Annotated in this window: 18 protein-coding genes; 13 read left to right on the forward strand and 5 right to left on the reverse strand. The window is 52.3% G+C overall.

Annotated elements, in window-relative coordinates; genetic code table 11:
• Positions 1–140: 140 nt before the first annotated feature.
• From V9K92_RS18975 to V9K92_RS19000, 6 genes are all read left to right on the forward strand, one after another.
• Entirely contained in the window at positions 141–1484 is a 1344-nt protein-coding gene (locus V9K92_RS18975; RefSeq protein ID WP_115053281.1) for a DEAD/DEAH box helicase, read from the forward strand.
• Between the two features lie 175 nt (positions 1485–1659).
• Positions 1660–2691, forward strand: a complete 1032-nt coding sequence (locus V9K92_RS18980) for a cysteine synthase A (protein ID WP_337354667.1) — start codon at positions 1660–1662, stop codon at positions 2689–2691.
• On the forward strand, positions 2691–3437 hold the full coding sequence (locus tag V9K92_RS18985) for an alanine--tRNA ligase-related protein (RefSeq protein WP_115052827.1): 747 nt from the start codon (positions 2691–2693) through the stop codon (positions 3435–3437). The genes V9K92_RS18980 and V9K92_RS18985 overlap by 1 nt, the downstream gene beginning before the upstream one ends.
• Before the next feature lies 1 nt (position 3438).
• On the forward strand, positions 3439–4290 hold the full coding sequence (sseA, locus tag V9K92_RS18990) for a 3-mercaptopyruvate sulfurtransferase (RefSeq protein ID WP_337354668.1): 852 nt from the start codon (positions 3439–3441) through the stop codon (positions 4288–4290).
• Between the two features lie 2 nt (positions 4291–4292).
• Positions 4293–4811, forward strand: coding sequence for a GNAT family N-acetyltransferase (locus V9K92_RS18995; protein WP_337354669.1), 519 nt, complete (start codon positions 4293–4295; stop codon positions 4809–4811).
• Positions 4812–4894: 83 nt separating this feature from the next.
• The gene (locus tag V9K92_RS19000) at positions 4895–5365 is read left to right on the forward strand and encodes a DUF1203 domain-containing protein (RefSeq protein WP_337354796.1); all 471 of its coding nucleotides are present in this window, start codon (positions 4895–4897) and stop codon (positions 5363–5365) included.
• Positions 5366–5412: 47 nt separating this feature from the next.
• On the opposite strand, the gene ald is transcribed toward V9K92_RS19000, so the two are convergent.
• On the reverse strand, positions 5413–6528 hold the full coding sequence (gene ald / locus V9K92_RS19005) for an alanine dehydrogenase (RefSeq protein WP_115052831.1): 1116 nt from the start codon (positions 6526–6528) through the stop codon (positions 5413–5415).
• Between the two features lie 149 nt (positions 6529–6677).
• On the opposite strand from ald, the gene V9K92_RS19010 reads away from it, so the two are divergent.
• Positions 6678–7169 carry an Lrp/AsnC family transcriptional regulator gene (locus V9K92_RS19010; RefSeq protein ID WP_115052832.1) on the forward strand — a complete coding sequence of 164 codons (492 nt, stop codon included), beginning with the start codon at positions 6678–6680 and terminating at the stop codon, positions 7167–7169.
• A gap of 160 nt (positions 7170–7329) precedes the next feature.
• On the opposite strand, the gene V9K92_RS19015 is transcribed toward V9K92_RS19010, so the two are convergent.
• Together V9K92_RS19015 and V9K92_RS19020 are read right to left on the reverse strand one after the other, a co-directional pair.
• Positions 7330–7689: an MmcQ/YjbR family DNA-binding protein gene (locus V9K92_RS19015; protein ID WP_115052833.1), complete on the reverse strand. Its 360-nt coding sequence runs from the start codon at positions 7687–7689 to the stop codon at positions 7330–7332.
• Complete coding sequence (locus V9K92_RS19020; protein ID WP_115053282.1) at positions 7686–8939, reverse strand: SAM-dependent methyltransferase; 1254 nt, start codon at positions 8937–8939, stop codon at positions 7686–7688. Before V9K92_RS19020 ends, V9K92_RS19015 begins: the two co-directional genes overlap by 4 nt.
• Before the next feature lie 572 nt (positions 8940–9511).
• Between V9K92_RS19020 and V9K92_RS19025 the strand changes: the two genes are divergently transcribed.
• The 4 genes from V9K92_RS19025 to V9K92_RS19040 are packed head-to-tail and all read left to right on the forward strand — an operon-like array spanning position 9512 to position 14117.
• Complete coding sequence (locus V9K92_RS19025; RefSeq protein WP_115052834.1) at positions 9512–10018, forward strand: Csu type fimbrial protein; 507 nt, start codon at positions 9512–9514, stop codon at positions 10016–10018.
• Positions 10019–10040: 22 nt separating this feature from the next.
• Positions 10041–10760, forward strand: a complete 720-nt coding sequence (locus tag V9K92_RS19030) for a fimbrial biogenesis chaperone (protein WP_115052835.1) — start codon at positions 10041–10043, stop codon at positions 10758–10760.
• Entirely contained in the window at positions 10732–13161 is a 2430-nt protein-coding gene (locus V9K92_RS19035; protein WP_443094476.1) for a fimbria/pilus outer membrane usher protein, read from the forward strand. The genes V9K92_RS19030 and V9K92_RS19035 overlap by 29 nt, the downstream gene beginning before the upstream one ends.
• Complete coding sequence (locus V9K92_RS19040; RefSeq protein WP_307285501.1) at positions 13158–14117, forward strand: Csu type fimbrial protein; 960 nt, start codon at positions 13158–13160, stop codon at positions 14115–14117. The genes V9K92_RS19035 and V9K92_RS19040 overlap by 4 nt, the downstream gene beginning before the upstream one ends.
• Before the next feature lie 240 nt (positions 14118–14357).
• Here the strand turns inward: V9K92_RS19040 and V9K92_RS19045 are convergent, their stop codons facing one another.
• Complete coding sequence (locus tag V9K92_RS19045) at positions 14358–15863, reverse strand: NAD(P)H-hydrate dehydratase (protein WP_337354670.1); 1506 nt, start codon at positions 15861–15863, stop codon at positions 14358–14360.
• 128 nt (positions 15864–15991) lie between these two features.
• Between V9K92_RS19045 and V9K92_RS19050 the strand changes: the two genes are divergently transcribed.
• Together V9K92_RS19050 and V9K92_RS19055 are read left to right on the forward strand one after the other, a co-directional pair.
• Positions 15992–16240, forward strand: a complete 249-nt coding sequence (locus tag V9K92_RS19050) for a DUF2171 domain-containing protein (RefSeq protein ID WP_115052837.1) — start codon at positions 15992–15994, stop codon at positions 16238–16240.
• A gap of 38 nt (positions 16241–16278) precedes the next feature.
• Entirely contained in the window at positions 16279–16491 is a 213-nt protein-coding gene (locus V9K92_RS19055; RefSeq protein WP_337354671.1) for a hypothetical protein, read from the forward strand.
• A gap of 54 nt (positions 16492–16545) precedes the next feature.
• Here V9K92_RS19055 and V9K92_RS19060 read toward each other — a convergent pair whose 3' ends face one another.
• Positions 16546–17043: a hypothetical protein gene (locus tag V9K92_RS19060; protein WP_115052839.1), complete on the reverse strand. Its 498-nt coding sequence runs from the start codon at positions 17041–17043 to the stop codon at positions 16546–16548.
• Positions 17044–17058 lie beyond the last annotated feature (15 nt).

A 17058-nucleotide genomic window follows, 5' to 3' on the forward strand; every position in this document is an offset into this window, starting at 1 on the left:
GCTTTTCGCGTCTCGTCGTTCATCCGAAAATGTTGCATGCAGGTTGCGCCCTGCGATGCGTTATATGGCTCGCGATGTATCACGCTTGGCCAAGATGAGAGTTTAAATTGGAAACTACTGAAACAAACGGCTTTGCCACCATGGGCCTCAATGCGATTCTGCTTAAGGCAGTGGACGCAGCTGGAATGATTGCTCCCAAGCCAATCCAGCAACAGGCTATTCCGGCACAGCTTGCAGGTCAGGATATTCTTGGTATTGCCCAGACCGGTTCGGGCAAGACGGCAGCTTTTGCTTTGCCTATCCTGCAAAAAATCATAACTATCGGTGATAAGCGCAAGGGCAAGACTGCCCGCGCTTTGGTGCTTGCTCCTACTCGTGAGCTTGCCGTGCAGATCGAAGAAACCTTCCGTACATTGGCGAAGGGCGCTCATATTTCAACGGCTCTTGTCCTTGGCGGCGTTTCCCGCATTGCCCAGATCAACAAGATGCAGGCCGGTGTCGATGTTCTGATCGCCACACCAGGTCGCTTGACAGACCTCGTGCGCGACAACCGCATTGATTTGTCCGAAACCCGCTGGCTTGTTCTCGATGAAGCTGACCGCATGCTTGACATGGGCTTCATCAATGATGTCAAGAAAATCGCCAAAGGTACTCACCGCGATCGCCAGACAGCTCTGTTTTCTGCGACCATGCCTCAGGAAGTTGCTACCTTGGCAGCCAGCCTTTTGCGCAATCCTGTGCGTGTTGAAGTGGCGCCTCAAGGCACCACGGCAGCAGAGATCAAGCAGGTTGTTCATATGATCCCGACCCGCCAGAAGAAGCAGGTTTTGTCGGCCATGCTGAAAGACGAAACCCTGTCTTCCGTTATCGTATTTACACGTACGAAACACGGTGCTGACGCGGTTACCCGTATTCTGGAAAAGGACGGCTACAACGTTGCAGCTATCCACGGTAACAAGTCTCAGAATGCCCGTCAGCGCGCTTTGAATGGCTTTAAGGATGGGTCCGTCCGCATCCTCGTTGCAACTGACATTGCAGCACGCGGTATCGATGTTGTCGGTATCAGCCACGTGATCAATTTCGACCTGCCAGATGAGCCGGAGAGCTATGTTCACCGCATTGGGCGCACTGGTCGTAATGGCGCATCCGGCAATGCCATCACGCTTTACGATCCGGCTGAAGAAGGTTCAAAGTTCAAAGCTGTGGAGCGTGTAACCCGCATGCGTTTGCCAATGGCAGATTCGCCGGTTGATCTTTCCAGCTTGCCGGCCCGGGCGGCAAACAGCGATCAACGCCCGCCACGCCGCGAAGGTGGCAATAGTGGTGCGCCTGCAAAGAGCAAGAAGCCGCATCGTGGTCAACCAGCTGGCGGCAAGCCTCGGGAACCACGCGGCGAGAAGATTTGGAGCAATGATGGCGGTGCGCCCGCGCAGAAGCGTCCTTTCCGCCGGAATAAAAAAGGCTTTGGTTCCAAAGCTGCATAATTTGAGCTTACATTGAGCAACCTCAATTTTTTGAGAGGCCCTCGGCGTTAAATGCCGGGGGCCTTTTTGTTTATGCCCAAAGATTTATCCCCATGGCAACAGATTGTGAGATTATGCGCTTGAACGGTGTGATCCGGACAAATAGGTTTAGGGCAGTATATTGAAGGGCTAGGCAATGTATAAATCCGTGATCGAAGCAATTGGAAATACACCGTTAATCCGCCTCAAAAAGGCGTCAGATCTCACCGGTTGCGAGATCTACGGAAAAGCCGAATTTCTAAATCCCGGTCAATCGGTCAAGGATCGCGCTGCACTCTACATCATTCGTGATGCGGAAAAACATGGCCAGTTGCGTCCGGGCGGCGTGATTGTCGAGGGCACCGCGGGCAATACCGGGATCGGCTTGACCATGGTTGCCAAGGCACTCGGTTACCGCACCGTTATTGTCATCCCAGAGACGCAGAGCCAGGAAAAGAAGGATGCGCTGCGGCTCCTCGGGGCAGAACTGGTGGAAGTGCCCGCGGTCCCGTACAAGAATCCCAACAATTACGTGAAGGTTTCTGGCCGTCTTGCGGAACAACTCGCAAAAACCGAACCAAATGGTGCAATATGGGCCAACCAGTTCGATAATGTTGCAAATCGTCAGGCACATGTGGAAACCACCGCACAGGAAATATGGCGTGATACGGACGGGAAAGTAGATGGTTTTGTTTCCGCTGTTGGGTCGGGGGGCACCTTGGTCGGCGTCGCCATGGGGCTGAAAGCCAAGAACGAAGCGGTGAAAGTCGCTATTGCCGATCCCCTCGGAGCAGCCCTATTTTCTTATTATACGACCGGAGAATTTAAATCGGAAGGAAGCTCGATTACTGAAGGCATCGGGCAAGGCCGTGTAACCGCCAATCTTGAAGGCTTTACTCCAGACTTTTCATATCAAATTCCGGATACTGAAGCGTTGGAAATTGTGTTTGATCTGGTGACGGAAGAGGGGCTTTGCCTCGGCGGATCATCCGGCATCAATATCGCCGGTGCTATTCATTTGGCACGTGATCTCGGTCCCGGACATACAATCGTGACTATCTTGTGCGACTACGGCAATCGTTATCAATCAAAACTTTTCAACCCTGAGTTTCTGCGCTCGAAAGACCTGCCGGTACCGCTGTGGATGGAGAGAAACATCGATATTTCTGTACCCTTTGCGAGTGAATAATGGCTTATGACACGACGATCCTTTTTCGCGATGATTCCTATCTGAAAGAGGCCAACGCCACGGTAATAGCGGTTAACGACCGGGGAGGCATCCTCACAGATCAAACCAATTTTTATGCCACATCCGGTGGGCAACCTGGCGATACAGGTGTTTTCGTTCGGTCGGATGGTTCTACAATTGTTATCGCCGCAACTGTGACAGGTGAGACAAAAGAAGAAGTCATCCATGTTCCTGCCTCTGATCAGCCTGTGCCGGATATTGGCGAAAAACTGTTGCTTCGCATTGATTGGGAGCGACGTTACAAATTGATGCGCATGCATGCAGCATGTCATCTGCTGAGCGTTGTTTGCCCGTATCCGATCACCGGCGCGGCCGTCAGCGAAGAAGACAGCCGGGTTGATTTTGACCTGCCTGACGCAGGTGTTACCAAGGAAAGTGCGACTGCAAAATTGATGGAATTGGTCAATGCCAATCATCCCATTTTTACTCGCTGGATCACCGACGAGGAACTCGCTGGAAATCCCGGGCTGATCAAGTCGAAAAATGTCCGTCCACCCACGGGAACGGGGCGTATCAGGCTCGTTTGTATCGGTGAAAATGCTGCCATAGATTCCCAACCTTGTGGTGGAACTCACGTCGCAACGACCGGCGAAATCGGGCAAATCCACATTGGAAAAATAGAAAAGAAGGGTAAGGAAAACCGGCGGTTTCGTATCCGTTTTGGCGCTTTGCCCGAAGGAGAATGAGATGAGCGACAAAAGCGCTTTTGTAGTGTCACCGGATTGGCTTCAGGAAAGGTTGGGACAACCTGGCCTGAGTATCGTCGACGGTTCTTGGTATCTTCCGTTCCAGAATCGTGATCCCAAGGCAGAGTATGATGCGGGACATATTCCGGGCGCTGTCTTTTTCGATCATGATAAAATGGCTGATCCTGACTCCAACTTGCCGCACACATTTCCAAAGCCTGAAACCTTCGCTGCTGCTATTGGCAGCATGGGCATTACCAATAATGACACCATCGTGGTCTATGACGGGCCTGGAGTGTTTACGTCGCCCAGAGTCTGGTGGATGTTGCGCATCATGGGCGCAAAAAAAGTATTCGTTCTTGATGGTGGTTTTGACAATTGGAAGAAGGCGGGAAGGCCAGTTACCGATGAGGTGACAAAGATAGCGCCGTCGGCATTTGTGGCAGATTTCGATGCCGCGAAGATCGCAAGTTTCGACGATATGCACGAGATAGTCCAGGAGGGCACGAGGCAGATAGCCGATGCCCGGGCCGCTGCGCGCTTTACCGGAGTTCAGGCGGAGCCACGGGCGGGATTGCGATCCGGCCATATGCCAAATGCACGCAATGTTCCCTCATCAGTTCTGGTCGATAATGGATACTTAAAAGATATCAATGGGTTAAAGCAAGTGCTCGATGATGCGGGTGTTGATCTGTCGCGCCCCATCGTGACCACCTGCGGCTCAGGTATTACCGCTGCTGTCATTACGCTTGCGCTCGAATCTTTAGGGCACGAGAATAACGTGCTTTATGACGGGTCATGGACGGAATGGGGCGGTGCCAAGGATACTCTCGTAGCCACCGGCGAAGCTTAATAATGCCTACGCTCAAGACACGCGTGACCCATCTCGAAATGACGGATCGCCCAACCGCTGCGATTCCGACGCCCGCCAGCTACAAGCTGGCAATTATGCGGGCAACGAAGATCTCGCTGCCCTTCTATCGATTTTTGTATGAACAAGTGGGTAAGCCACACCATTGGTCAGTCCACCGCAAGCTTGATGACGAAGCGCTTTCTGCAATCATCCATAGAGACAATGTCGATATCCATGTTCTATACGTCGAAGGTTCCCCTGCGGGGTTTTTCGAGCTGGTACTAGATCAGGAGCGGGGTGTCGCTGAAATTCTCTATTTTGGCCTCGTAGCAGAGTTTCAAGGGCTTGGACTTGCGAAGTTCTTCCTGAATGAAGCCATCTCTACAGCTTGGATGAGCAGCCCGCAGAAGGTGATTATCGAAACAAATACGCTTGATAGTCCACGAGCGTTGCAAATGTATCAAAAAATGGGGTTCAGGCCAGTGAGCTTTGCTGAGGCTGAAATCGAAACCTGGGATTGATTGCATATTCCGCCGTGAGCATGAATCGGGTGGTTTGACGCTAATCTAATGTGTTTTCTTTGGCATCAAAGGAGACAGTCATGATCACAATTCGATTTATTGCAATGACGACAACAATGGCGCGGCACTATCAAGCCGGTGGTGCCGACGCCAATGGCCAAAAGCCTGAAACCCACCTATCGGATGGGGACGGAGTGCCTTGCAGGCATTGTTTGCATAATGTGAGGGCCGGCGACAAATATCTCATCCTTTCGCATCGGCCGTTTCCTTCGCCGCAACCCTATGCGGAAACTGGGCCGATATTTCTGCATGCGGATGAATGCGAGCGATATGCGCAGACAGATCAGCTGCCTGAAATGTTCAATAAAAGCAGTGACTTCATCCTTCGCGGCTATTCTTGTCAGGACCGGATTGTTTACGGCACCGGCGGAGTAGTCAAAACTGGCGGGATCGCTGACCGGGCTGCGGAATTATTGAAACGGGACGATGTCGCCTATGTTCATATGCGCTCGGCGAGAAATAACTGCTTCCAGTGCCGGATAGAAATGGCATGAGAAAATCCCGGGTCACTGACCCGGGATTTTCATTATAATCAATAAAATCAGGCTGCTAGAACGGCTTTTGCTTCGAACATTTCAAGACCGAGCGCCTCGGCAACAGCACTGTTTGTAATGCGGCCCTTATGCACGTTCAAACCATTGCGCAGGTGCGGGTTGTCGATCAAAGCCTTGACGCCACGATCAGCCAATTGCAGTCCATATTGCAGGGTCGCATTGTTGAGCGCGTGGGCAGAAGTCACGGGAACTGCACCCGGCATGTTGGCGACGCAATAATGGATGACGCCATCCACTTCGTAAGTTGGCTCGGAATGTGTAGTGGCATGGGAGGTTTCAAAGCAGCCGCCCTGATCAATGGCAACGTCAACGATAACAGCACCTTTTTTCATGCCGGAAAGCATTTCGCGGGTTACCAGTTTGGGCGCAGCAGCGCCTGGAATGAGAACGGCGCCAACGACGATATCGGCAGAAAACACTTCTTCATCAAGGGCTTCGATGGTGGAGTAGCGTGTATGGATACGCCCGCGGAACAGATCGTCGAGCTGACGCAGGCGGGGAATCGAGCGATCCAGAATTGTAACGTCTGCACCAAGTCCAGCAGCCATTTGCGCCGCATTGATGCCGACAACACCTCCGCCAATGATGGTAACTTTGCCGGGCAGAACGCCGGGAACACCGCCGAGAAGTATACCGCGACCGCCATTTGCTTTCTGCAAAGCAGTAGCGCCAGCCTGAATGGCAAGGCGGCCAGCAACTTCTGACATAGGTGCAAGCAGCGGCAAACCACCACGCTCGTCTGTCACAGTTTCATAAGCAATAGCCGTCACACCGGAACTGAGAAGACCTTTGGTTTGCTCGGGGTCGGGAGCAAGGTGAAGATAAGTATAAAGAAGCTGACCTTCACGAAGCTGACTCCATTCGGATGGCTGTGGCTCTTTAACCTTTACGATCATGTCAGACTGCTGAAATACTTCTTCTGCAGTCTTTACTACTTTGGCACCGGCGGCCTGATAGGCTCCATCATCTGCGCCAATTCCTGTACCAGCTCCGGACTGGATTATGACCTGATGGCCATGGGCAACATATTCGCGTACGGCACCCGGAGTCAGGCCGACGCGATATTCATGGTTTTTAATTTCCTTAGGGCAACCAACGCGCATAATGCCTCCTCATTGTTCTGCTTTGCTTATTGGGGAGCAATATAACACCACATCTCCCATCGCATGTCCTTGCCAAATGGCCTCGACGGTTGGTGGTTATTCGCGTATTCTTGCGTAGTAATTGCTATAAGTAATGGATTATTCGAACAATGTCGCTGGACAGGATTGATATCGCTATACTTGATAATTTGCAGAAAGACGGACGCATGTCGAATGCGACGTTGGCGGAAAAAATTGGCCTGTCGCAATCTGCCTGTTCGCGGCGCTTGGACATACTGGAAAAGTCCGGCGTTATTCGTGGATATCATGCACGTTTATCCAACAAATTGCTCGGTCATCCCGTCACGGTAATCGTCAATATTTCGCTTTCTGGACAGGCGGATAATCAACTTCGCGAATTCGAGACTGCAGTGCGGCGATGTCCGAATGTTCTGGTTTGCTATCTCATGTCAGGTGAATACGATTATCTGCTTCGTATTGCTGCGAAAGACCTTGAGGATTATGAGCGTATTCATAAATTTTGGCTCTCAGCCATGCCGCATGTCACCAAAATCAACTCATCTTTTGCTCTTCGTGAAGTCGCGGACCGAACCGGATTGGGAGTGGAGACGGGCTTGATAGAAATCTCATCGAACCCGTAACTCGCGTCAATACAACCATTTTTCTCTCCATGGTTGAAAATCTTCGGCAAAAATCGGAGGTTTTTCGGCAAAAGTCGCGGAAATTTCTGTGTTGGAGATGATTATTCGTTAAAACTCCCTCAAGATTCCATTGTTCCTGACCGTGGTGGTCCAAGAGGGCTTAAATTGACGTAATCGACTTTTTGAGTTTGGCAGGAGCCTTTGTGTGCCAAGCCAGTTTTATCCGATGGCTGAGCTCTTCGTCGGAAATGGCATCAAGGTGAATTAGTATATATGGCCATCCCTTATAATGGTCGGTCTCGAAATAGATGCTGGGTGCACTTTCCATAAGGAGAGGCTTTTCCTCCAGCGGACAATAAATTGCAAAGCTCGATTCATCCTTCAAGCGCCCCATGAATGATGTTTTGACCTTCAACGAGGGCGTGCCGTGAGTTGTGCTTTTTATGAGCTCTGGTAAATGCAGGGCATCAGCCAGTTTCCAGATACGCTCAAACGCACGCTCTAGATTTTCGTCGGTCACGATTTATAGAAGACCTGGCGTACATCGATATATTCGGAGCGGAAGCCTGCCTCGCAATAGAACAGGTAAAATTCCCAAAGCTTTTTGAAACGACCGTCAAAGCCGAGATGGCGCAGCCGATCCCATGATCCCCAGAAACGCTCCCGCCACTCAGCTAAAGTTCGGGCGTAATCCTGCGGGAAGATATTTTCGCGGTACATGTCGAGGCCAAAGTCCTTGCCGAGACTTTTCAGCTTTGTGGGCGTTGGCAGCATACCGCCCGGAAAAACATAACGCTGGATAAAATCCGGACGCTTACGGTAGCGCTCAAAGGATTTGTCATTGATGGTAATGATCTGAAGTCCAGCGCTGCCACCGGGATTCAAGCAATCCTTGACCTTTGAAAAGAATACGGGCCAGTATTTTTCGCCGACCGCCTCAAACATTTCTATAGAGGCAATGTGATCATACTTGCCGGTCTCATCGCGATAATCCTGAAATCGGATATCAACCTTTTCGGAAAGACCGGCTCGTTGAATGCGTTGGCTTGCATAATCGAATTGCTCGCGGCTGATTGTTAGACCGGTGATCTTGGCTCCAATTTCGCGGGCGGCAAATTCGGCAAAACCACCCCAGCCGCAACCGATCTCCAAAACGCGCGAATCAGCGGTGATTCCAATATTGCGGGCGAGGGCGCTGTACTTTGCCGTTTGGGCGCTTTCCAGATCGTTTGCGCCTTCAGCAAACAAGGCGGATGAATAGGTCATGGTGGGATCCAGCCACTCACGGTAGAAGGCGTTGCCGAGATCGTAATGGGCAGAGATATTCTTGCGCGAACGGCTTCGGGTATTTTCGTTTAGCCAGTGACGTAAGCGCTGCACCGTATTGACGAACCAGCTTGAACCGCCGGCAATGTCTTCGCCAACCTGTTCATTGACAACAAAAAGTTCAAGAAAAGTGGTGACATCAGGACTGTCCCAATCGCCGTCCATATAGGATTCGGCAACCCCAATTGTTCCGCTGGATAGAGCGCGGCGGGGCAGGTTCCAATTGTGCAGAACCAACGAAGCATCAGGACCTGTCTGTTTGCCGCCTACCTTGAATATCTGCTTGTCGGGCGTTGTTATGGTCAATGTACCACGGGGCAGATGGACCGCAGCCCGCAGTGCAGCCTGTACTTTTAACGGGAATCCCTTCAAAGCCGCGCCGACATTTTCCGGTGTCAGCAACTTCAATTGGGCTAGACTATCGGTGGAAAGGGTCTTTTTAATATTGGTCATCGGTCCAGACTTTCCGTTCGCTGACTTAATATTTCCCCCAAAGGACAATAGTTCAAGAGATTTTTCTCATCGTAGCTTGCGTGGGATGATTGCATTTCTCTGATCGGCAACTCTCAGCCTAGGACAAGAACTATGGGTGTCGGGCAAGCTGCACCAGGCAAAAGGATTGGCTTCCAGCGTAGACCATCTGGCCTTTGAAAATAGACAAAAAACGACAAAAATACATGAAGTTTAGACAGGAAGCGTCAATTGTATACATATGCGTGTGATAAGTAACATCTGTACATGCCATGATTCTGTTAAGCATTTACGGCAATTTGGTTTTTATATGTGCAGTAAGTATTTAAAAATTTACGGAAGTTTTTTGCTCCAGTCTGTAAATTATGAAAATATCATTTGCAAATAAATGCCTGATAAACAACATCAATAACCAATATTATCAATTCTGGCTTTCCGCTAAGTAAAATTAAAGGTATAAGAATTATTGTAATGGAATATGGTCCGGGGGATCAGTTCGTGAAAACTGCAGGTTGTATTTTTTAATACGATCATGAGGAGGATGAATGAGTTCTGGGAATCGAGTAAACCAAGTCGTTGCGGCATCGATTTTTGCTGCGCTTGGGTTCAGCGCTCCAGCGGTTGCCGCTGTGGCGAACGGCAATCTTGGAGTGCAGATTCAGATAACGGCGGAATGCCGTGTCGTCTCAGCCAGCACGCTGGACTTCGGCTCTCACGGTCTTCTCGTAGCAAATGTTGATTCGAGCAGCGTCCTCACGGTTCAATGCACCAATGGCACACCTTATACAGTCGGGCTCGGCCTTGGCGCGGGTTCAGGTGCTACATTGGCATCACGCAAAATGACGGGCCCAGCCGGAGCAACCGTTAATTACTCGCTTTATAAGGATGCGGCCTATACCACGCTCTGGGGCAATGCCGTGCCGGCAGATCTGGTTTCAGGTACGGGGAATGGTGCGAGCCAAGCCATAACGGTCTATGGCCGTGTGACGGCTCAAACGACACCGGCCATCGGAACATACACCGATACAGTCGCGATCGAAGTTACCTACTGACCTTTTCACAAAGGAGAACAAAGTGCGATCCATGCTTTATAGCATTGGCGTCATGAGCCTCTGTGTGCTTTTTTCTGGCCCACTCCATGCCGCTTCACTGCGTGTTTCCCCGACAAACATTGATTTGGTTGCGCCGGGCAGCGCGGGTGTATTGACGCTCACCAATGAGGCCAAACGGCCTATAAATGTGCAGATACGTATTTTCCGCTGGACACAGGCCAATGGCGTGGAGCGGCTTGAGCCGACGAATGATGTTGTGGTCAGTCCGCCTTCAACAAAACTCACTGGCGGCAAGGACTATGCTGTTCGTGTTGTCCGCGTTTCGAAACAGCCTGTTGCCGCAGAGGAAAGCTACAGGGTTGTTGTTGATGAACTGCCCGACCCATCGCGCAAGCAAGGGGGCACGGTGACTTTGGTGGTGCGATATTCGATCCCGGTATTCTTCAGAGGCCAGGATGCGTCTCCGCCGAAGGTCGCATGGGGTGTTGCAAAAACAAAAGGATCGCTGATGCTGACCGCCCGAAATACGGGTGATACGCGACTTCGATTGGCCGAAGTGCAATTGTCACAAGGCGGACGTGTCCTTGGCACGCGCGGGGGGCTCGTTGGATATGTCCTTGGCGGCGCCAGCATGCAATGGCCCATTGGCGCAAGCAAATCAATCTCATCCGGTCGGGTAGCGCTTAAGGCTCTCAGCGACGCCGGACCTGTCAATGCAGATGTTGCGATCAGCGGCCGCTAAACTCGGCGGCATCCTTTGCATAAGTCTGTGCATGGTATCAATTGGACAGTCTCAACAACCAGAAGTTGATCCTGTTGACTTGTCTGTGTCCCCGAGTGGGGAAGCGCAGGATCTACATCTTGAAGTCTACATCAATGATGAACCGACGGGGTTGATCGGTAGCTTCAGACAATTGCCCGATGGTGATTTGTCAGCACAACCCGAGGAATTACGGGAGGTTGGTCTGAAGCCGATGGACAATGCGCGGGATCAGGATGGATCAATTCGAATCAATCATCTCGCCAATGTCGAATTTCGTGTCGAGGTCGAAACACAGCGCCTCTATATCTACACTGACAATGGAGCGCGATCCGCCAAAATTATCGATGCCAATCCACGGCCTGAAAGGGACACCCCCAAACCTCAATCGGGCTATGGCGCTGTTCTGAATTATTCTCTGTTTGCCAGCACAGATGATTTGATGTCGAGCAATGTAAAACCGTTTCAAGGCGTGTCAGGCGGGTTTGATGCTCGGTTCTTCAGTCCCTATGGGACGCTGAGCCAGTCATTCACAGCAAACTTATCGCAAGGAGAACTGGAAGGAGTTCGGCGGTTAAACACCACGTGGAGCTTTTCTGATCCTGAACGGCTCATTACTTACCGTGCGGGTGACTTTATTTCCGGCGGATTGCCATGGACACGCCCCGTTTTCCTTGGCGGCATGCAGATTCAGCGTAATTTTACCCTGCGCTCAGATTTGGTAACGCTGCCGGTGCCGGTACTTTCAGGAACCGCCGCGGTGCCTTCCACATTGGAAGTCTATACGCAGAACGTTCGAACCTATAGTGGCGACGTGGCTTCCGGTCCTTTTGAGGTCACCAATTTCCCGGTCTTTTCCGGACAAGGCGAGGCGCAGATTGTGTTGCGGGACACCTTGGGGCGAGAGACACGTACAACCGTACCATTCTATTCGTCGAGCTCGCTGCTCCGCAAAGGATTATGGGATTTTTCAGCCGATGTGGGCGTGGCACGGCGTAACTTTGGCACGGAATCGAACGATTACGATGATGATGTCATGGGCGCTCTTACCACGCGTTACGGCTTGACCAACTGGCTGACGTTGGAAGGCCATCTTGAAGGGGGCGCCGATCTGGTGAATGGCGGACTAGGCGTTGCGTTTCCGCTGGGTGCATATGGTGTCACCTCATTGGCAGCTGCCGGCAGCCACCATGACCGCGATACGGGATTGTTGCTCAACGGCTCAATCGAAATGACCTATAAGAACAGGTACACGATCTATGGCCGCGTCCAGCACACATTCGGAAACTACGACGATATTGCTTCGGTGACGGCGAGCGACCAGTTCAATTATATTTACGGCGTTTCCGGACTGCCTGCTATCAGCACACGGGTGCCGAAATCACTGGTGCAAGCCACGCTTTCAATGCCTGGACCGTTTGAAGGCAGCAGTATGAACTTTTCCTATACACAGCAAACGCTGGAATCCCGAGATAAGAGTACTATTGTCAGTGCCTCCTACAACCAGCAGCTCTTCAAGAGCAGCTCGTTTTTTGCCACTGCTTTCACTGATCTGGAGGATAGCGGCAGTTTCGGTATTTTCGCCGGGCTGACCATTCCGTTTGACAATAATATCTCCGTTTCGACCGGCTACGAACAAACAAATGATGGCCCATCAGGATTTGCCGAGATTGCCAAGTCGGAGCAGCGCGTGGAAGGCGGTTATGGCTGGCGTTTGCGCACGAGAGAGGGCGAAACACCAGATCGCTATGCCTCTGCCAGCTATCGTGGCAGGCATGCTCGCGTTGAAGGCAGCGTACAGCAATATGATGACAATGTGCGCGCCACGGCTCAGATCGAAGGCGCGATTGCAGTTGCCGGTGGCGGCGTATTTGCCACTAACCGCATTGATGATGCTTTTGCGGTGGTCGATGCGGGCGCGCCCGGCGTCGATGTCAGCTATGAGAATCGCCCGGTCGGCCGTACCAATGGACGGGGCAGAATATTGGTGCCTGACCTTCGGGCTTATGAGCCCAACACGCTTGCTATTGATCCTGCGAATTTGCCCGTCGATGCCAGTATAGGCTCAACGCGCGATATTGTGGTTCCCGCCGATCGCAGCGGCGTTGTGGTGAACTTCAATGTGGCGCAGACCACGGCCTCAGCGCTTGTCAGCCTGATGGACGCAGCTGGCAAGCCGCTGGATGCCGGATTGAGCGGGCGGGTCGGCGATTCGGGAGAGGAATTCGTCGTCGGCTATGATGGCGAGGCCTATATTTCAGGTCTGGAAGCGAAAAACAGCGTTTCCGTCGAACTCGCCGACGGCAGCACCTGCACTGCCAGATTTGCCTATCAAGCTGCGCGCGGGACACAGGTCAAAATAAAGAATGTGGTGTGCCAATGAAGATTTTCGTTTTGAGAATGCTATTTGTCTTCGGCTTGGGACTGGCTCCGGCTTCCGCACTGGCGCAGTCCTGTACATTCACCACCACGGCCATGACATTTTCCGGATCGCCTTTGCAAGGCGGTGCGATCGATGCCACTGCAACCCTCACATCAACCTGTACGGCCGTGCTGGGTTTGTTTCGAGAAGTTTTGGTCTGCCCAAATATTAATGCCGGAACGGGTGGCACGGTTGCTTCCGGTGCCCGCACAATGACAGGGCCAACTGCATTGCAGTTCCAGCTCTATCAGGACTCAGCGCGACAAGTTGTTTGGGGTTCGTATAATTGGGCATTCGCCACCAGACCGCCTGCCATCCTGGTCGGTATTTTTCCGATCTTGGGCACTGGCACCACTACGACGACGATCTATGGACGAATATTGCCCAACCAGACGACAACACCACCCGGCGCTTACAGTTCTGTGTTTTCCGGGGCGCAAACGCCATTCCGATATCGGTTTGATGATGGCAACGGATGCGGAAGTGGTGCAGGAACAACTGCAGCGACAAGCTTTACCGCCAGCCTGAATGTTGCCAAGGATTGCCTGGTCTCTGCCACTAATGTCAATTTTGGCTCACGGGGTATTTTGAGCTCGAACGTTGATGCAACCGGCGCAGTGAACGTAACCTGTTCAGCAACAACGCCTTACTCCGTCTCTCTAGGAAATGGTTTGAATGGCACTGCTCCGACCGCGCGGCGCATGAGGAAGGGCGTGGGGACAGAATATGTAACTTACGGGCTTTATCGCGATGTAAACCGACTTTTGCCGTGGGGTGAGACTATTCCTACCAATACGGTCGCCGGTACCGGAAATGGCTTGGCACAAAACATCCCCGTTTATGCAACGGTTCCACCACAGAACACGCCATCACCGGGGACTTATACAGATACGGTGGTTATTACTGTAACCTATTGAGCAGTGGGAGCCTTGAAAAAGCAAAAGGCCGGGAGCTACCCGACCTTCCTAAACTTATCTCAACATCAGTGCCAGTACATCCGTGGTCAAAAATGGAAATAAGCTATTCGCTATACATAACCATTACCCTCTCATTGCGACAGAATAATGACATTCTCCAAGAAACTTGAGCGCGTACGCAGTACAAATCGCGCTTGAGACCAAGGTGGACGATCAAGGTAAAGACAGGGTTAATGGAAATCAGAAAGTGGTCGGGTTTGCGAGCAACTTGCCGATAATTTTCCCCGCGGCAGCCGGGAGATCCTCGGCGATAAGGCCAAAGCCGAGATGATGGGCGGCCGCACCATGAATGAAGACTGCGGCACAGGCTGCCTCAAAGGCTGGCATGCCTTGCGCCATCAAGCCCGCAGTCAGGCCAGCAAGCACATCGCCTGAGCCTGCCGTCGCCAAAAGCGGCGTGCCATTTGTGTTGATTGCAGCACGACCGTCAGGCGATGCAATAATTGTGTCGGCTCCCTTATATATGACGATTGCACAAGCGAGCTTTGCCGCAGCACGGGCACGCTCGACCTTGGACGGCATGCTGGTTTCCGTTAGCTCTGGAAAGAGGCGCTTGAACTCGCCTTCGTGCGGTGTCAGCACCAGTCTGATGGCACCGGGTCCAGCTGCAGCATTAAACAGTGTTTCGCGCTCATCCTTGAACGATGTGATCACGTCTGCATCGAAGACGACACCGGCCTTGGTTTCGCTGAGAAGAGCCAGTGCAAATTCCCGGGCTTTCCGCCCTACACCGAAAGCTGGCCCGAGTACAAACGCCGCAACTTTGCGGGTTTCCGTGAAAGTTGCGAGATCGCGCCGGTTCTCGCATTTATGCAGCATAATCGATGTGAGGTGCGCGGCATTGGCCGCAAGCGCTTCTTCTGGTGCGAGCAATGTGACAGCACCAGCTCCACTGCGTGCCGCTGCCAAGGCCGACAAACGCGCGGCGCCTGTCGACGTGGCATTGCCGGAAAAAACGGCGACATGTCCACGGGCATATTTATGGGTGTTTTCTTCCAGAACCGGCAGCCGCGCTTTCCATAAGGCGGGCGTGTTTTCAAAACACTGAGGCCTGATGGCGGTCAAAACATTATCGGCGATACCGATATCAGCGACAATAACTTCTCCACACAGAGTGCGTCCGGGATAAAGCAGATGGGCGGGTTTCTTGCGGAAGAACGTGATCGTCGTGTCTGCCTGAAAAGCCGTACCAAGAACCTGACCGGTCAACCCGTCCAACCCTGAGGGTATGTCGATGGCAACGCGATGGCAGGTGGAGCCGTTTGCAGTGCTGATGGCAGTGGCGGCCGAGCCGCTCACCGCGCGATTGAGGCCCGCGCCGAAGAGGGCATCGACAATCACGCCAGAAGGTGCGGATTTGAAATCGGCAATGTCCTGCACTTTGATCGGACAATGCTTCGCAGCTTGCGCGGCATCGGTTCCGTTCTTTGGCTCGCCATGCGTCCAAAGGTTTACCGAGGCACCGCTCGCGCCGAGAATGCTGGCCACGACATAGCCGTCACCGCCATTGTTGCCCGGCCCGCAAAGAATATGAAACGCGCTGGCATCGCCATGATGGCGCAGGAGATGGCGTGCAACAGCGTTGCCGGCATTGAGCATCAGGTGATAGCCGTCATGAATACCGGCCTTGATCGTCGATTGATCGGCGTGGGCCATTTCGGCGGGAGTTAAAATCTCATTTGCCATGTCGCGCGCGTTTCCTGCCGTTGTCATTCGAGCTTAATCGCTAAATTTTTATGGTGAAAGACTTTGCCGTGACAATGCATCCAAACTGCGCGTCGCGCGTTAGTGATCTATCACGCCAGGAGTAAATCATGACAACAAGTATCAAAGAACACATGGAAGTCATCGGTGCCGATGGGATTCACGTTGGAACGGTGGACCGCGTAGAGGGTGGCCGCATTAAACTGACCAAGAAAGACAGCGGTGAGGGCTCCCATAAAGGCCATCATCACTATATTTCAACAGCACTCGTAGCGGAGGTCGAAGGCGACAAGGTACGTCTTTCCGCAAATTCCGATGTTGCGGTCATGTTCGAAGAAGAGGCTTCGGACGACAGGTAAACCAGAAACCGACTGTATTTTTCGCAAGGAGAATCGCTTTGGGTGATCCATCGCAAATTCCTGATCCGGGTCCGGATACGAACCGGCCTGTTGATCCGGTGCCTGGTCCGCGTCCGGATGAAACACCGCCGCTACCGAATCCGCTGCCCGGCGAAATTCCGATAGAAGAACCGCCACCGCCGGAGCAATTGCCGGATGAGTTGCCTTTGCCCAATCCGGACGAAGTACGCGAGCCGCCTCAGCACGTATGAAAAAAAAGCAAAACGGTCGCTCAATGAGCGACCGTTACGTTTGTGCTGAGCTTATCAACCTTTCGAAGGCATGTTCTTGTCATGATGTCTTTGGCCATGGTGCTTCTTGTGGCCATGGCGCATTTCGCTTTTGTCAATTTTCCCGTCTTCATTGCGATCCATGAGGGCGAAGCGTTTGGCCTTCTGCTTTTCGACTTCGGCAATCGTAACCACGCCGTCGCCATTTACATCAAGGCGCTTGGTCATGCGCTGAGCTTGCCGCTCAACCAGACGTTTCATCGCCATGGCTTCAATTTCCTGTTTGGAAAGGGTGCCGTCCTTATCGGTGTCTGCTTCCTTCAGGCGATCAATATTGGTAAATTCTGCCTGATCCAAGGCGCCGTCGTCGTTCGCATCGAGCCGGGCATTTCTCTTATGCTCATGGCCCGGAGTTTTAGTCGCTTCTTTGGCCACGGGAGGCTGTTCGGGTGTTTGCGTCTGGGCAAACGCGCCGCCGAGAGCAAAGACCGTCAAAAAGGTTCCGGACAAAGCGAGAGCGATAATTCGTTTCATTTTTTCTCTCCTGTA

Source organism: Phyllobacterium sp. CCNWLW109, assembly GCF_037203905.1.
GTDB classification, from domain to species: domain Bacteria; phylum Pseudomonadota; class Alphaproteobacteria; order Rhizobiales; family Rhizobiaceae; genus Phyllobacterium; species Phyllobacterium ifriqiyense.

What these genes read in the sequence shown, in the direction of transcription:
- V9K92_RS19025 (WP_115052834.1), top strand. Translation starts at nt 9,512, where the DNA reads ATGAGTTCTGGGAATCGAGTAAACCAAGTCGTTGCGGCATCGATTTTT.
- V9K92_RS19040 (WP_307285501.1), top strand. Translation starts at nt 13,158, where the DNA reads ATGAAGATTTTCGTTTTGAGAATGCTATTTGTCTTCGGCTTGGGACTG.
- ald (WP_115052831.1), bottom strand. Translation starts at nt 6,528, where the DNA reads ATGCGCGTTGGTTGCCCTAAGGAAATTAAAAACCATGAATATCGCGTC.
- V9K92_RS19035 (WP_443094476.1), top strand. Translation starts at nt 10,732, where the DNA reads ATGCAGATGTTGCGATCAGCGGCCGCTAAACTCGGCGGCATCCTTTGC.
- V9K92_RS19045 (WP_337354670.1), bottom strand. Translation starts at nt 15,863, where the DNA reads ATGGCAAATGAGATTTTAACTCCCGCCGAAATGGCCCACGCCGATCAA.
- V9K92_RS19060 (WP_115052839.1), bottom strand. Translation starts at nt 17,043, where the DNA reads ATGAAACGAATTATCGCTCTCGCTTTGTCCGGAACCTTTTTGACGGTC.
- V9K92_RS19010 (WP_115052832.1), top strand. Translation starts at nt 6,678, where the DNA reads ATGTCGCTGGACAGGATTGATATCGCTATACTTGATAATTTGCAGAAA.
- V9K92_RS18995 (WP_337354669.1), top strand. Translation starts at nt 4,293, where the DNA reads ATGCCTACGCTCAAGACACGCGTGACCCATCTCGAAATGACGGATCGC.
- V9K92_RS18980 (WP_337354667.1), top strand. Translation starts at nt 1,660, where the DNA reads ATGTATAAATCCGTGATCGAAGCAATTGGAAATACACCGTTAATCCGC.
- V9K92_RS18975 (WP_115053281.1), top strand. Translation starts at nt 141, where the DNA reads ATGGGCCTCAATGCGATTCTGCTTAAGGCAGTGGACGCAGCTGGAATG.
- V9K92_RS18985 (WP_115052827.1), top strand. Translation starts at nt 2,691, where the DNA reads ATGGCTTATGACACGACGATCCTTTTTCGCGATGATTCCTATCTGAAA.
- sseA (WP_337354668.1), top strand. Translation starts at nt 3,439, where the DNA reads ATGAGCGACAAAAGCGCTTTTGTAGTGTCACCGGATTGGCTTCAGGAA.
- V9K92_RS19050 (WP_115052837.1), top strand. Translation starts at nt 15,992, where the DNA reads ATGACAACAAGTATCAAAGAACACATGGAAGTCATCGGTGCCGATGGG.